Source organism: Rhizorhabdus wittichii (assembly GCF_017607425.1).
In the GTDB taxonomy this organism is placed as follows: Bacteria; Pseudomonadota; Alphaproteobacteria; order Sphingomonadales; family Sphingomonadaceae; genus Rhizorhabdus; species Rhizorhabdus wittichii.
Map to the genome: position 1 here is coordinate 4,170,699 of NZ_CP059319.1, position 14,385 is coordinate 4,185,083.

A 14,385-nucleotide genomic window follows, 5' to 3' on the forward strand; every position below is an offset into this window, starting at 1 on the left:
AGATGAAGCAAAAATTCCCTCAACTGTTCGAGATCGCCAACCGTGTCGGCACGGACAAAGGGCACAAGGGGCCCAGCAAAAAATGGTCGAGCAACAATTATACCGACATCTATCAAGCCTATTTCGGGGAAAGGTGTGATGAGGCGCTCAATCTGTGCGAGATCGGCCTTGGCGTACCCGGCAAGAATTGGGAGTCTGATATCGCTCACGGCGACAATCGCTCCGGCGGCGGCTCGATGCGCATGTGGTATGAATTTTTCCCCAACGCCGCGTTCTACGGTCTCGATATCAATCCGGCTGACCATCTTGAGAACGATCGCATAAAGACGTTCGTCGTAGACCAAAGCTCTGTAGAAAGCCTGAACGGCTTCAAGAAGCAGATCGGGAAGACGATGTTCGATATCATCATTGATGATGGTAGTCACATCGCCGATCACCAACAGTTGACGCTGAGCCTGCTTTGGGAACGGCTGAAGCCCGGCGGCTATTATGTCATCGAAGACCTCAATGACTTACGTTCTGGCGAAACCCGTCACACCAAGCACGCGCCGCAGAATTGCGAATCGACACGCATATGGTTCCAGAATTATCAGCAGAGTGGCGCGATTAACCCTAATAACAATTTCGCCAATTTCGATTTCCTGGACGAGATCACATATCTGGCGTTTCACAGCTTCCCGGTGATGCAGCAAACGCGCGATCATATACGCGAACTGGTGCGCATGGCCATCGGTCGCGGCGGCAAAGGCTTGCTGCGTCACGAATTCCGGTCAATGGCACCGAAAATCGTGCTGTTCCGGAAAGCGGGCTGAAGTGTATGCTGTGGCCCCTTATTCAGAATCGAGTAGCGAGATGATCCCCCTGAGCAGAGAAAGTCTGCCATGAATACGACAGAATTTTTGAAGCAGAAAACCGGAGTCGATTTTACCGGCGTGACCAATGATGCGCGGCTGGATCTACCACCGGGTTGGGATTCCGTAGCGATGGTCAATCTTGTCGTGGCTTTGGAAGAACACATGGGGCGGATGCTCGAATTCGAGGAGATAGATGGTTTGGTAACAGTCGCTGACGTGCGGCAACTGCTGATGGATGGTACGAGCTGAAGTAGGGAAACACCGAATCCGCATCGGTAGCGATTGGTCGTCCGAAGCATCGATGGCTAATGATTGGTGTTGGAGCGCGGTGCTGCGGCTTTGACGTAATAACTATCGTTGGCACCAGCGAAAAGGCCTATAAGTTTTCAGTGGGTTCATCGCATTCGGCTATCGCGGTTTCTGTATCATAGCTGACGCAATCATTATTGGAGTGAAATCATGTCGCAACAGCCTTATAATAGACTGTTCGATCAGTTCCTCTCAATCGTAGCTGACCGGCCGGAAGATGTGGCACTGCATTTCCCGGATCGGACAATCGCTTTCGGCGAGTTGGAGTGGATGGTTCGCCGGTGCGCATCATGGCTTGTGGAAAAGGCGCAGTTGAATGCAGGCAAGGCGGCAAAGAAGCGCATTGTACTCCAACTGCCCAAGGCTCCGTTGACCTATGCGCTTTGGCTGACTTGCTTGCGGCAAGGCGCGACCTACACTTTCATCGATCCGAAAAGCCCACCAAGTCGTACCGATGCAATCGTGAACCGATTGCGTCCAGCGCTGGTGATCGCCGATCAACCGTGTCGCAATCCGTTTGGCGAAGCGGTGCAGGTGGGTGCTCTGGACGCCGTTGACGCCCTTGATGCCCCATCTTCGGAAACTCCGCCGATTGCCTTTGTTGCCGATGGCGAACCCGCCTATGTCATGTTCACTTCGGGCTCTACCGGCGAACCGAAGGGTGCCGTCATTCCTGTCTGTGGCGTTGCGAACCTAATGCAATGGGCACAACACGAAGTAATGCCTCTCGCCCGCTCGGCGACTGCTGATAACGGACCGATCCGCGTTTCAAATGTCAATCCGCTACACTTCGACAATTCGGTCTTCGACCTGTTTTGCGGGCTGCTCGGTGGTAATACGCTGGTCCCGGTGGAAACCGTTAACAATGCCAATCCGGTTCATTGGATCGGCGTGCTCGCGCGCGGGAGGGCGGAACTGATCTTTGGGGTCCCGACCCTCTTCCAAACCTTTGCAAAGATCCAGATGCTGAACCCGCAACGCTTTCCATCGGTGCGCCTGTTTATGTTCGGTGGTGAGGGTTTTCCTGTCGAGTCACTCAAGAAATTCCATTCGACCTTCCTGGGCAAGGCAAAGCTGCTCAACGTTTATGGCCCTACTGAAACGAGCTGCATCTGCTCGAGCAAGGAAATCGACGAGGAGGCTCTGGCCAGGCCGGGCATTCTATTCCCTTCGATCGGCCGGATGCATACCACCTTTCAATATGCGATCCTCGACGAAAACGGTAAACCTGTTCCCTGCGGCGAGGTGGGCGAACTCTGGATCGGCGGTGAGAATGTCGGCCTCGGATATTTCGCCAACCCCGAACTCAGTGAGCGTGCGTTCCGTCAATCGCCGTTCCATGAGGATTACCGTGACATCTGGTACAAAGCTGGCGACTTGGTTTCCGAGGACGAGGATGGTTTCCTCTGGTTTTCGGGGCGTGCGGACAACCAGGTGAAACTGCGCGGCTACCGTATCGAATTGGAGGAGATCGACGCGTGTGTCGAGAGACTGGCCAATGTTGACCGCGCCAATACGGTGATGATCAAGCGGGGAGCCGATGACATCTTGGCAATGGCCTATATGGCCCCCGCACCATTGTCAGAGGATGAATTGATCGAACATTGCCGTGCAACGGTGCCACATTATATGGTTCCGTCCCACTTTCACCACATGGACGAGCTTCCCAAGAATGCCAACGGCAAGGTTGACCGGAAGGCCGTGCGCCAATTGCTCACTCAGCAAGTGAACGGCTAATAATAGGATAGCTCGTCATGGCGCTCACCTTTCATTCCATCACGCCGGATCGCTTTGCTGAGGCGCGCTCGCTATGTGCACTGCAATTTGGTGTCAAAAGCTATCAATCTAGCGAGCGATTTTTCACCTGGCTCTATTGCGACCATCCGAAGGCGGCTGGGCGCGGAATGCTTGGTTATGACGAACGAGGCCAGTTAACCGCTGTTTCGCACGAATTTCTGGGCTGGGCCGGCGATCAGTCGGAATTCATCGTGGCGCATAATCTCTTCACCTATCCGGAACGGACCAGTGGCGTGGGTGGGGCCTTGGTCATGCGATATAGTCGCTTGCCCATGGTCGTGCCCGGCGCCGTTCCGCCGCTTTCGAATGCTTACAAGGCCGCGCGTTTTACCGAGGTACCGATCCGCAGCTTCATTCGTAAGATCGCCTCCCCCTATTTTCCGTTATTCTGGGGCCGCGTCCAGTTCGGTGAGGGCCAGGGACTGCGCTATAGCGCGTCCTTGTTAGGCAGCCTGGCCAACAAGCATGGTGTCGCTATCGATTGGAAGGGCGATGGATCGCAATTCTATTTTAAGGAGCTGGAAGCGAACGAGGCGCTCGATCCGACCTTTCTTCGATGGCGGCATTTTGCGGCAAATGGTCCGCTCACTCTGGTCATTCACGATGGGAGTGCCCGGTTCGCGTTTGTCACCATCGGCCTGCGCAAGCGCCTGATCGTCGCAAGGATCGGAGACAGCCGGATCGATCCGACGTTTCTCAACAAGCAGATAATACCTATACTGGCCAGGCTGGGTGTCGTGATCCTGCTCGTTAATTCGAGGAAGGAAGCGGACTGGTCCACCTTCTCTCAGGCAGGGATGCAGCCTTATAACCCGCAATTGCGGGCATTTGTTACACGGTCTATAGGCGAACCGAGAATGACACTGTCCGCGAGTTTTTCCGACCTCGGCCTCGAAGCCATATTGACCCGTATCGAGTGAAGGCTCTCAAAAAGGAAGGTCGTTGCGCCGTGCTTGATAAGCGTGTGTCCGCATTTGTCATTTCTCTCGATTTCGAACTATTCTGGGGTGTGCGCGACCACAGCACCATCAATCGTTATGGTGCTAACATCCTTGGGGAGCGTCAGGCGATTCCTGCTATGTTGGAGGTTTTTCGCGAACGCGAAATTGCTTGCACATGGGCAACATTGGGCGTTCTGTTTGCGCGGAACCGCGATGATCTGAAAAAATATATACCGGAAATACGACCTCAATATGCCAATCCGGCATTAGATCCTTATCGCGATATCGACCAACTGGGCCATGACCAAAGAGACGACCCCTATCATTTTGCCCCAGATCTTTTGGACATGATACAAGCCATCGATCGACAGGAAATCGCAACGCATACCTTCGGTCATTTCTATTGTCTTGAAAAGGGGGCTACGCCCCAAGCTTTTGGTTCCGACCTAGACGCTGCAACTGCGATCATGGCGCGCAACGGGTTGAAGCCCGACAGCATTGTCTTTCCGCGCAACCAATATGCCGATCCTTTTATCCAAGAATGTGCGGTGCGTGACATCTTTGCTTATCGCGGTAATGAAAGCCACCCGATCTACGCGACATCGGCAAAGGCGGAGCAGGCCAAGTGGCAGCGTGCTATGCGCCTGACCGATGCTTATCTCAATCTGACTGGTGCGCATGTGCAGCATCCCGCGCGAGATTGTGAACGTAAGTCAGTAAACGTCGCATCGAGCCGCTTTCTGCGCCCCTACAGCAACCGACTGGCTGTCATCGAGGGTTTGCGGCGCACGAGGATTTTAAGTGCCATGGATGCAGCCGTCGAGAATGGAGGAGTTTTTCACTTATGGTTCCACCCACATAACTTCGGCATCAATCTCGACAATAACCTCAATACCCTTCGTATCATCGTCGATCACTTTGTCCATTTACGCGAAAAGTACGGATGGCAAAATCTGACGATGCGTGAAGTAGGCTTGGCTGCCCTACGCTAATCTATATGCGCGCAACCGATCCCTCGCAGGCCAAGCTTGCATTTCTCATACCGATGCTTGGTGCTGGCGGTGCCGAACGTGTGACCATAGATATCGCACGTGGACTCCGGCCGCATGTCCGTGCCATCGATATCGTGACCAATGAGAGCGTAGGGGAATTTGTCGAGAATGTGGGCCCCGACATAACGCTCCAAAGCGTCGACAGCTATCATATTGGTAAGGTTATCTGGCGTTTGCGTGCTTTCTTCGACAGAGAGAAGCCGGACATTGTATTCGCGCAAGGTACCCGCATGAGTGTCCAGTCCGCCCTGGCTTGGTTGCTGGGGAGGCATCGGCCGCACATCATTTGGTGCCTGCACAATCCATATAGCACGAAGCACGATCTTTATTCGCCACCCATCGCTGCCATAGTAACCAGGGCAGTGGCATGGCTGGCGAAGATTCCGACCCGCATCATCGGAGTATCGGAGGGTGTCTGTCGATCTTTCGTTGATTTTTGCGGAAAGGAATTTTCCGTCAAGACAAGTGTTCTGCACAACCCCATTCCACCCTATGTCGGCATCGATATCGATCGTAGCGAAGTCGTGCGTCCTGCGCGTCTCATTGCTGTAGGTCGCTTGGAACGGCAGAAGAATTTTGCGCTATTGATCGACGCGATCGACCTCGTCCGGCAGCAGGAAGACGTAAGGCTGAGCGTCTACGGCCAAGGCCCCCTCCGCGACAGCTTGCAGCAGCAGATCGACGTTTTAGGGCTGCAAGATATCGTCACTCTCGAAGGATATGCGTCCGACATTCGTGACCGGATGGCGCAATCGGATATGTTCGTCCTTTCCTCGAGTTGGGAGGGGCTTCCTACCGTGTTGATCGAAGCCATGACCACAGGGATTCCTGTGGTGTCCACAGACTGCAGGCATGGACCCTTCGAAATTCTGGAAGGTGGAAAATGGGGACGGCTCGTTGCCGAGGCTGTTCCCAGTGCGCTGGCACAGGCAATCGTGGACGTTTTGCGCTCTGGTGGCCCCGATCCACGTCCACGTGCGGCCGATTTCGCACCTTCGAACGTTATTGATAGATATCGAGATCTTATTCGCGATGTTTTGGCGGAAAGCGGGAAGTCTGCCCTTATCGACAAGGCGAGTGGTTCATGTCCAGCCTGCTGAGATTGTATGCCGCCATTGAAAACCGCGTGCTGGACGTGGTTATGACAGGCAGGCTGCTGACTCGAAAGACGTTGGCCGTTACGCAGGAGGCGAAGGACACAGTTCCGACGGATTGGTATTTTCTCCATCATATGATGTCTGAATTTGATTTCCGGGAAGGTGATAACATCGTCGATGTCGGTTGCGGTACCGGCCGGGTGCTTGCCTATCTAGCCAGGCGTTTCCCTCATGCTAGACTGACTGGAATTGAACTTAATCAGCAAGTCGCAGCGATAGCTGCTATGGTGGTTCCCTCGAAATGCGAAGTTATTGCAGGAAATATATTGGAAGTATGTCCAGATACTGCAAACGTTTTTTATATGTTCAATCCTTTTTATGCGGAAATTATGAGGGAATTTTGTGAAAAAATTCTCAACAATTTACCGAGTTTTACCATTATATACGCCGTCCCTGTCCATTTAGATACTATAGAAAAATATTGTAATGAAATTAATTTCATAAAATTAAGGACAATTAAAAGTAAAATAAGAGGAATTGATCGGGAATATGCAATCATAATTAAGTAGATATTATTATTTAGGACATGCCATGCTGCGCGGCGTTTTTGACATTTATGAGCTGATTGTTGCTGGTATAGTTTGGATATTTTTATTCGTTCCAGTCCTCCTTGTTGGAAGGGCTTGTCATCTAAGTAGGGCGATAACTATATTCGTTTATCTATGGCACACGTTGTGCTCATTTTTGATGATTTCAATAGTCTTAAATATTGGAGGGGACGAGATTGCGTATTATGAAGGTGCAATATCAGGAATAACGTTTTCAGGAAAATATATAGATATCGGGGTTGGAACGATGTTTATATATTGGATTACTCATGTGGTCATCGATTTTTTTGATTTTGGATTTATTTCAACATTTATGATTTTTAATTTTATTGGTTCTGTAGGGGTTGTTATCTTTGGAGGCGTGATTTCAGATCTTCAAAGATCTGGCTATTTTTACGATCGAGCCTGGATCTGGGCATGTGTCGCACTGCCTGGATTGAGCATCTGGACCACATCCATTGGAAAGGATGCCTTCTCAATCCTCGCGATCGGCCTGTTTTTGAAGGGTTCGATGAGTCCACGGTCCTTGCCCATGTTGGGATTGGCCGTTTTTCTCATGTTCCTAGTGCGGCCACATATCGGCATCCCGATGGCGCTGTCGATGGCGATCATGACGAGCAAAGGAGGGAGGACTGCAGTCAGTGGCGTGATCGGACCAGCGGTTGTGGCGGTCATATTGCTGGTCATGCTGCCCATATTGACCCAACGGCTTGGCCTTGTGGACTTGTCCAACGATTCTCTCACCGATTATGTAAGCCGCCAAGGCGGCTCCGTATTGAATCGCGACGACGGTGCATTCTGGTATTCACAACCTTTGCCGGTTCGCTGGATGATGACCGCCTTTTATCCAACGATCCTGAGTGCGAGCGGGTTTATGGAATTCGGAGTGGCGCTTGAAAATATCGTTTTGATGGGATTTTTTGGCTTCTTGCTTTGGCGCACTCGCTTCATGACCCGCTTCCAGCGAGAAGATTTGCACCTTGTGCTTCTGATGCTGGGTATCTGGATTATGCTGGGCTCGCTGATGTACAACAGTGGTCTTGCCGCACGGCAGAAATGGATGTTCATGCCGATCATGCTTTATCTTGCGCTGAAGTATTCCAATTCCGTCAATCGACGCGAACAGGCGGCAATCTCGTTCAAATGCTGAATTTGCGGATCATATCGTACTGCTCCGATGTCTCCTAACAGACAGGAGCGTTGGGAACATTGAAGGTCCTCGTCCTGGCGTCCTTCGCGCCGTCGCTGGTGCTCTTTCGCGGGCCGTTGATTGCGGCGCTGGTTGCGGCCGGGCATGAGGTCGTCGCGGTCGGGCCGGATATCGATGTGCCGCTTCTCGGCGAGTTGCGCCGGCTCGGTGCCACGCCGCTCGATCTGCCGCTCAGCCGCACCGGCATGAACCCGGTCCACGACCTGCTCTATGGCTGGCGCCTCTACCGGGCGATGCGCCGCCTCCGGCCCGATCTGGTGCTGAGCTATACCGCCAAGCCGAACATCTGGGGCGCGATCGCCGCGAGCGCCGCCGGGGTTCGGTCGGCGGCGATGGTCACCGGGCTCGGCTTCGCCTTCACCGATGCCGGCGAGCGCAACTGGAAGCGCGCGCTGGTGCAGAAGGTCCAGACCTGGCTCTATCGCCGCGCGACCGATCGCAACGCGGTGGTGGTGTTCCAGAATCCCGACGACCGCGACGACTTCATCGCTGCCGGCTGTCTCGCCGATCCCGGCAAGGTGCGGATGGTCAACGGCTCGGGCGTCGACCTCGATCATTTCGCGCCGTCGCCGCGGCCCGACGCGCCGCATTTCCTGATGATCGCGCGCCTGCTGAAGAGCAAGGGCGTGCGCGAATATGCGGAGGCGGCGATCCGGCTCAAGGCGCGCCACCCCGCGGCGCGCTTCTCGCTCGTCGGCTATTTCGACGAAGGCCCCGACGGCGTCGCGCCGGCGGCGGTCGCCGAATGGCAGGCGCAGGGGCTCGACCATCTCGGCGGCCTCGGCGACGTGCGCCCGGCGCTCGCGGCCGCCTCGGCCTATGTCCTGCCCTCCTATCGCGAGGGCACGCCCCGCTCGGTGCTCGAGGCGATGGCCAGCGGACGGGCGATCCTCACCACCGACGTGCCCGGCTGTCGCGAAACCGTGGTCGACGGCGTCAATGGCTTCCTCGTCCCGGCGCGCGATGCCGACGCGCTGGCCGACAGGATGGCGTGGATGATCGAGAACCCCGGAGCCGTCGCCGCGATGGGCGAGCAGAGCCTGCGCATCGCGCGCGAGAAATATGACGTCCACAAGGTGAACCAGACCCTCATGCACCATCTCGGGCTGACCCGGGCACCGGATGCCGCTATCGAACCGGGATGCCGCTCATGAATCCAGCTTCTTCCCCCGTCGCGCTCGCTGCCCTCGTCGACACGATCCGGGATATCTACGGCCCCGGCCCGATCCCGCTCCACCGCCCGGTCTTCGAAGGCAATGAGCGGGCCTATACGGTCGACTGCATCGATTCGAACTTCGTCTCCTCGGTCGGTGCCCGCGTCGCCGAGTTCGAGGCGACGGTCGCGGCCTTCGCCGGCGCCGCGCACGGCATCGCCACCGTCAACGGCAGCGCCGCGCTCCACGCCGCGCTGGTCGTCGCCGGGGTCGAGCGCGGCGACGAGGTCGTCACCCAGGCGCTCACCTTCATCGCCACCTGCAACGCGATCAGCTATGCCGGCGCCCGCCCGGTCTTCGTCGACGTCGATCCCGACACGCTGGGGATGAGCCCGGCGGCGCTGCGCCGCTGGCTGGAGGCGAACACGCGGCGCGAGGGCGGCCGCACCGTCAACGCAGCGACCGGCGCGCGGATCGCCGCCTGCATGCCGATGCACAGCTTCGGCATCCCCTGCCGCATCGCCGAGATCGCCGCGCTGTGCGAGGAGTTCGGCATCGTCCTGGTCGAGGACAGCGCCGAATCGCTCGGCAGCTTCGTCGGCTCGCGCCACACCGGCACCTTCGGGCGGATCGCGGCGTTCAGCTTCAACGGCAACAAGATCGTCACCACCGGCGGCGGCGGTGTGATCGTGACCGACGATGCCGAACTCGCCCGCCGCGCCAAGCACCTCACCACCACGGCCAAGCGCCCGCATCCCTATGAGTTCTTCCACGACGAGATCGGCTTCAACTATCGCCTGCCCAATCTCAACGCGGCGCTCGGCGTCGCCCAGATGGAGGCGCTCCCCGCGATGCTGGCGATCAAGGCCGAGGTCGCCGAACGCTATCGGGCCTTCTGCGCCGCCCACGGCCTGCGCTTCGTCGAGGCGCCGGAGGGGACGGTACCCAACCACTGGCTCAACGCGATCATCCTCGACGACCGGGCGGCGCGCGACGCCTTCCTCGAGGCGAGCAACGCGGCCGGCGTGATGACCCGGCCGATCTGGCAATTGATGAGCGAGCTGCCGATGTACGCCGATTGTCAGAATGATGGGCTAGGTAATGCGCGCTGGCTGGCCGAGCGCGTCGTCAACCTCCCCTCCAGCGTCCCCGACAGCGAATTCGGCAGGTTGAAAGCATGAACATCCTCGATCTGGTCGGCCGCGAGAGCCCTTTGTTCGGCGCCGACGTCGCGGCGCACGAAGCGCAATTGTCGGAAACCGTCCGCGCGTCCCGCTTCCTCGTCATCGGCGGCGCCGGGTCGATCGGCCAGGCCGTCGCGCGCGAGATCTTCAAGCGCGGCCCCAGGGCGCTCCACGTCGTCGACGTCAGCGAGAACAACATGGTCGAGCTGGTTCGCGACATCCGCAGCACGCTCGGCTATATCGACGGCGATTTCAGCACCTTCGCGATCGACTGCGGCGGCCGCGAGTTCGAGGCGCTGATGCAGGCGTCGGGCGGCTACGACTTCGTCTTCAACCTGAGCGCGCTCAAGCATGTCCGGTCGGAGAAGGACCCCTTCACGCTGATGCGCCTGATCGAGGTCAACATCTTCAACACGCTGAAGACGCTCGGCCAGGCGCGCGACGGCGGGGCGCAGCGCTATTTCTGCGTGTCGACCGACAAGGCGGCCAACCCGGTCAACATGATGGGGGCCAGCAAGCGCATCATGGAGATGTTCCTGATGCGCGAGAGCGAGACGATGCCGGTGTCGACGGCGCGCTTCGCCAATGTCGCCTTCTCCGACGGCTCGCTGCTGCACGGCTTCAACCAGCGCTTCGCCAAGCGCCAGCCGATCTCCGCGCCCAACGACGTGCGCCGCTATTTCGTCACGCCGCAGGAATCGGGCGAGCTCTGCCTGATGTCGGGCCTGCTCGGCGAAAATCGCGACATCTTCTTCCCGAAGCTCAGCGAGGAGCTCCACCTCACCACCTTCTCCGACATCGCAGTGCGCTATCTCGCGGCGCTCGGCTATGAGGCGGTAGCGTGCGGATCGGAGGACGAAGCCCGCGCCCGCGTCGACGAACTGATCCCGCAGCGCCGCTGGCCCTGCTATTTCTTCGCCAGCGACACCACCGGCGAGAAGGATTTCGAGGAATTCTTCATGGCGGGCGAGCAACTCGACCTCGATCGCTTCGCCAATGTCGGCATCGTCAAGAACCGGATGGGTTATGATCCGGCGCTGCTCGACCTGTTCACGCGGGAGGTCGCGGCCTGCCGCGCCCGCGACGTCTGGGAGAAGGGGCCGATCGTCGACCTGTTCAACCGCATGATCCCGGAGTTCCATCATCTCGACACCGGCCGCTATCTCGACGGCAGGATGTGACGTGCAGCGCGCGTTCGACATCCTCTTCTCGGGCCTAGCGCTGCTGGCGCTGTCCCCGATCCTGATCCCGGTGATGATCGTCCTGCGCTGCACCGGCGAGGGCGAAGTCTTCTACTGCCAGCAGCGGGTCGGGCGCGGCGGCGCGATGTTCGGCGTCTGGAAATTCGCGACGATGCTCAAGGACAGCCCGAACCTCGGCACCGGCACGGTCACGCTGAAGGGCGATCCGCGGGTGCTGCCGTTCGGCCGCTTCCTGCGCAAGACCAAGATCAACGAGCTGCCGCAGCTCCTCAACATCCTCAACGGCACGATGAGCATCATCGGCCCCCGCCCGCAGACGCGCCGCTGCTTCGACGCCTTCCCGGCGGCGTCGCAGGCGGCGATCGTCGGCGTCCGGCCGGGGCTCTCGGGCATCGGCTCGATCGTCTTCCGCGACGAGGAGGAGCTGATGCACGCCGACGCCGATCCCGACCGGCTCTATGACGAGACGATCATGCCGTTCAAAGGGCGGCTCGAGGAATGGTATGCGCGGAACCGGTCGCTCGGCACCTATTTCAAGCTGATCGCCCTCACCGCCTGGGTGGTCGCAGTGCCGCGCCTCGACATCGTCTGGCGCGCCTTTCCCGGCCTGCCCTTTCCCGATGAGCATCTGGCCAGGCTGCTCGGCCTGAGCGGCCGTGGCTGACAAGGCCATCTATGGCCAGGTCGCGGTGCTGCACGCGGCGGCCATAGACCAGGGCTTCCTGTCCGAGCTCGGCCCCCGCTTCCTGACGCTGCTCTACGAGGCGATCGACCGCAGCCCGGCGTCGATCCTGATCGTCGACGTCGAGACCGGGCAACTGCGCGGCTTCGTCAGCGGAGGGACCGGATTGGGGCCCGTCTACCGGCATCTTCTCAAGCGCTTCCCGGCCTTGGTCTGGGCGCTCTGGCCGGTGATCTTCTCGCCGCGCAAGCTGCGGCGGATCGCGGAAGTGCTGCTGCACACCGGCAAGCAGGCGCCGGCGGACCGTCCCGTCGCCGAACTGTACAGCATCGCGGTTTCCCCCGATTTTCGGGGGCAGGGCGTAGCCGAACGACTCTACGCCGCCTTGCGCGCCGCCTTCGTCGAACGGGGCATCGCCGAGTTCGCGATCGTCGTCGGCGACGCGCTCGCGCCGGCTCAGGCCTTCTATCGCAAGATGGGCGCCGAGCCGATCGCCCGGGTGCAGGTGCACGGCGATGCCGGGTCGGTCCTGTTCGTCGATCGCGCTCGCGGGAAAATTTCGCTGCCGTAACCGCCCATTTACCCCGATCGCGCTATGCCGATTCGCGTGGGCGGCGCGTTCCTGTCGTCCATGCTTGTCCGGTTGTATTCGGGATGTGTTGCGTATGGCGTATGTTCACGAGCAGGAGGCCGCGCGTCCAGGCGCGGTCGAGACGGTCGGCGCGTTGCTCCAGGCGGAGGGCGCGAAGGGCCACCCCTATATCGCCAGTCAGATCTTCGCGCGGGGCCGGGAGGCGTCGCGGGACCTGGCCGATGCGGTCCATCTGTTGTCCAGCCTCCATGGCGGCGGGGCCGGCGTCATCGACCAGGCGCGGGGCCGTACCGCCGCCGGCCCGGTGCGCGGCTGGCTCGACGCGGCGACCGAGGGCTTCGCCGCGGAGCGCGCCTATCTGATGCGCGTGGTGGTGGCGGCGGGTCCCTTGCCGAGCACGCCGGGCCAGGCCCGCTGCGAGGCGGCGGTCGCGGGCCAGCGCCACGCGCTCGACATGCTCGGCCGGTCGGATCGCGCCGGCTGCGCGCTCGGCGCGGCGGTCGCGCTGGTGCTCGACTGGCGTGCGATCCGCACCGTGATCGATGCGGCGGCCCAGCGCTTCGGCGTCGCGCTCGTCCCGCCCGCGCTCCCCTCCCCGCGCCGGACGATGGCGGCGGTCGCCGACGCGGTGGCCGAGGCCCCGGTCGACCGCGCGATGATGTTCGGCGCACAGCAGCTGCTGATCCAGCATCGCGGCCTGTGGGGACTGCTGGAGGCGCGGGCCGAGGCGCGGAACGGCGTCGGGCCTTGAAGGGCTGGACAAACGACTCTTCTCCCCCCTATCGCCGTTAGGCGACCGGTTTCTGGCAGGAGAGTGCGCAGGTGCGTTTCGAAGGGACGAGCAACTATGTGGCGACCGACGACCTGAAGGTCGCCGTCAACGCCGCCGTCACCCTGCGCCGCCCGCTGCTGGTGAAGGGCGAGCCGGGCACCGGCAAGACCGTCCTCGCGCATGAGATCGCCGCCGCCGCCGGCGCGCCGCTGATCCAGTGGCACATCAAGTCGACCACCAAGGCGCACCAGGGCCTCTACGAATATGACGCGGTCGCGCGGCTGCGCGACGGCCAGCTCGGCGACGAGCGGGTCCACGACATCCGCAACTACATCAAGCGCGGCAAGCTGTGGGAGGCGTTCACCGCGCCGCAGCTCCCCGTGCTGCTGATCGACGAGATCGACAAGGCCGACATCGAATTCCCGAACGACCTGCTCCAGGAGCTCGATCGCATGTCGTTCGACGTCTATGAGACGGGCGAGACGATCGCGGCGAAGGAGCGGCCGATCGTCGTCATCACCTCGAACAACGAGAAGGAGCTGCCCGACGCCTTCCTGCGCCGCTGCTTCTTCCACTACATCAAATTCCCGGATCGGGAGACGATGCAGGCGATCGTCGACGTCCATTTCCCCGGCATCCAGAAGGCGCTCGTCGCCAAGGCGATGGAGATCTTCTACGAGATCCGCGAGGTTCCCGGCCTCAAGAAGAAGCCGTCGACCAGCGAGCTGCTCGACTGGCTCAAGCTGCTGCTGGTCGAGGACATGCCGCTCGAGGTGCTGCAGAATCGCGATCCCAAGAAGGCGATCCCGCCGCTCCACGGCGCGCTGCTCAAGAACGAGCAGGACGTGATGCTGTTCGAACGGCTCGCCTTCCTCGCCCGCCGCCAGGGCGCCTGAGGGTCGGTTTTTCGGAGAAGGGATTCATCCTTTCT

At 59.5% G+C, this 14,385-nt stretch carries 15 protein-coding genes; all 15 read left to right on the plus strand.

Annotated elements, in window-relative coordinates:
* Window positions 1–2 precede the first annotated feature (2 nt).
* The 15 genes from HRJ34_RS20010 (at window position 3) to HRJ34_RS20080 (ending at window position 14,350) form a co-directional block, all read left to right on the plus strand.
* The gene (locus HRJ34_RS20010; protein ID WP_208632197.1) at window positions 3–812 is read left to right on the plus strand and encodes a class I SAM-dependent methyltransferase; all 810 of its coding nucleotides are present in this window, start codon (window positions 3–5) and stop codon (window positions 810–812) included.
* Window positions 813–881: 69 nt separating this feature from the next.
* Window positions 882–1,103 carry an acyl carrier protein gene (locus HRJ34_RS20015; RefSeq protein WP_016747087.1) on the plus strand — a complete coding sequence of 74 codons (222 nt, stop codon included), beginning with the start codon at window positions 882–884 and terminating at the stop codon, window positions 1,101–1,103.
* Window positions 1,104–1,313: 210 nt separating this feature from the next.
* Window positions 1,314–2,900 (plus strand): amino acid adenylation domain-containing protein, encoded by a 1,587-nt coding sequence (locus HRJ34_RS20020; protein WP_208632198.1) that lies wholly within the window; start codon window positions 1,314–1,316, stop codon window positions 2,898–2,900.
* A 17-nt stretch (window positions 2,901–2,917) separates the two neighbouring features.
* The gene (locus tag HRJ34_RS20025) at window positions 2,918–3,880 is read left to right on the plus strand and encodes a hypothetical protein (RefSeq protein ID WP_208632199.1); all 963 of its coding nucleotides are present in this window, start codon (window positions 2,918–2,920) and stop codon (window positions 3,878–3,880) included.
* Window positions 3,877–4,893: a polysaccharide deacetylase family protein gene (locus HRJ34_RS20030; protein ID WP_208632200.1), complete on the plus strand. Its 1,017-nt coding sequence runs from the start codon at window positions 3,877–3,879 to the stop codon at window positions 4,891–4,893. Before HRJ34_RS20025 ends, HRJ34_RS20030 begins: the two co-directional genes overlap by 4 nt.
* 5 nt (window positions 4,894–4,898) lie before the next feature.
* The gene (locus tag HRJ34_RS20035; RefSeq protein WP_208632201.1) at window positions 4,899–6,053 is read left to right on the plus strand and encodes a glycosyltransferase; all 1,155 of its coding nucleotides are present in this window, start codon (window positions 4,899–4,901) and stop codon (window positions 6,051–6,053) included.
* Window positions 6,038–6,619, plus strand: a complete 582-nt coding sequence (locus HRJ34_RS20040; RefSeq protein ID WP_208632202.1) for a class I SAM-dependent methyltransferase — start codon at window positions 6,038–6,040, stop codon at window positions 6,617–6,619. The genes HRJ34_RS20035 and HRJ34_RS20040 overlap by 16 nt, the downstream gene beginning before the upstream one ends.
* Before the next feature lie 22 nt (window positions 6,620–6,641).
* Window positions 6,642–7,808, plus strand: coding sequence for a hypothetical protein (locus HRJ34_RS20045; protein ID WP_208632203.1), 1,167 nt, complete (start codon window positions 6,642–6,644; stop codon window positions 7,806–7,808).
* A gap of 59 nt (window positions 7,809–7,867) precedes the next feature.
* Window positions 7,868–9,022, plus strand: a complete 1,155-nt coding sequence (locus HRJ34_RS20050; protein ID WP_208632204.1) for a glycosyltransferase family 4 protein — start codon at window positions 7,868–7,870, stop codon at window positions 9,020–9,022.
* On the plus strand, window positions 9,019–10,203 hold the full coding sequence (locus HRJ34_RS20055) for a LegC family aminotransferase (protein ID WP_226948862.1): 1,185 nt from the start codon (window positions 9,019–9,021) through the stop codon (window positions 10,201–10,203). Before HRJ34_RS20050 ends, HRJ34_RS20055 begins: the two co-directional genes overlap by 4 nt.
* Window positions 10,200–11,387, plus strand: coding sequence for a UDP-N-acetylglucosamine 4,6-dehydratase (locus HRJ34_RS20060; protein WP_208632206.1), 1,188 nt, complete (start codon window positions 10,200–10,202; stop codon window positions 11,385–11,387). Before HRJ34_RS20055 ends, HRJ34_RS20060 begins: the two co-directional genes overlap by 4 nt.
* 1 nt (window position 11,388) lies before the next feature.
* Window positions 11,389–12,072, plus strand: coding sequence for a sugar transferase (locus HRJ34_RS20065; protein ID WP_208632207.1), 684 nt, complete (start codon window positions 11,389–11,391; stop codon window positions 12,070–12,072).
* The gene (locus tag HRJ34_RS20070) at window positions 12,065–12,661 is read left to right on the plus strand and encodes a GNAT family N-acetyltransferase (RefSeq protein ID WP_208632208.1); all 597 of its coding nucleotides are present in this window, start codon (window positions 12,065–12,067) and stop codon (window positions 12,659–12,661) included. Before HRJ34_RS20065 ends, HRJ34_RS20070 begins: the two co-directional genes overlap by 8 nt.
* Window positions 12,662–12,755: 94 nt before the next feature.
* A complete protein-coding gene (locus HRJ34_RS20075; RefSeq protein WP_012048850.1) occupies window positions 12,756–13,433 on the plus strand; it encodes a DUF6975 family protein in 678 nt (225 codons plus the stop codon).
* A 71-nt stretch (window positions 13,434–13,504) separates the two neighbouring features.
* Window positions 13,505–14,350: an AAA family ATPase gene (locus HRJ34_RS20080; protein WP_012048849.1), complete on the plus strand. Its 846-nt coding sequence runs from the start codon at window positions 13,505–13,507 to the stop codon at window positions 14,348–14,350.
* Window positions 14,351–14,385 lie beyond the last annotated feature (35 nt).

Coding starts and splice junctions, on each gene's coding strand:
- HRJ34_RS20015 (WP_016747087.1), top strand. CDS start 882: ATGAATACGACAGAATTTTTGAAGCAGAAAACCGGAGTCGATTTTACC.
- HRJ34_RS20075 (WP_012048850.1), top strand. CDS start 12,756: ATGGCGTATGTTCACGAGCAGGAGGCCGCGCGTCCAGGCGCGGTCGAG.
- HRJ34_RS20040 (WP_208632202.1), top strand. CDS start 6,038: ATGTCCAGCCTGCTGAGATTGTATGCCGCCATTGAAAACCGCGTGCTG.
- HRJ34_RS20045 (WP_208632203.1), top strand. CDS start 6,642: ATGCTGCGCGGCGTTTTTGACATTTATGAGCTGATTGTTGCTGGTATA.
- HRJ34_RS20010 (WP_208632197.1), top strand. CDS start 3: ATGAAGCAAAAATTCCCTCAACTGTTCGAGATCGCCAACCGTGTCGGC.
- HRJ34_RS20020 (WP_208632198.1), top strand. CDS start 1,314: ATGTCGCAACAGCCTTATAATAGACTGTTCGATCAGTTCCTCTCAATC.
- HRJ34_RS20035 (WP_208632201.1), top strand. CDS start 4,899: ATGCGCGCAACCGATCCCTCGCAGGCCAAGCTTGCATTTCTCATACCG.
- HRJ34_RS20060 (WP_208632206.1), top strand. CDS start 10,200: ATGAACATCCTCGATCTGGTCGGCCGCGAGAGCCCTTTGTTCGGCGCC.
- HRJ34_RS20055 (WP_226948862.1), top strand. CDS start 9,019: ATGAATCCAGCTTCTTCCCCCGTCGCGCTCGCTGCCCTCGTCGACACG.
- HRJ34_RS20025 (WP_208632199.1), top strand. CDS start 2,918: ATGGCGCTCACCTTTCATTCCATCACGCCGGATCGCTTTGCTGAGGCG.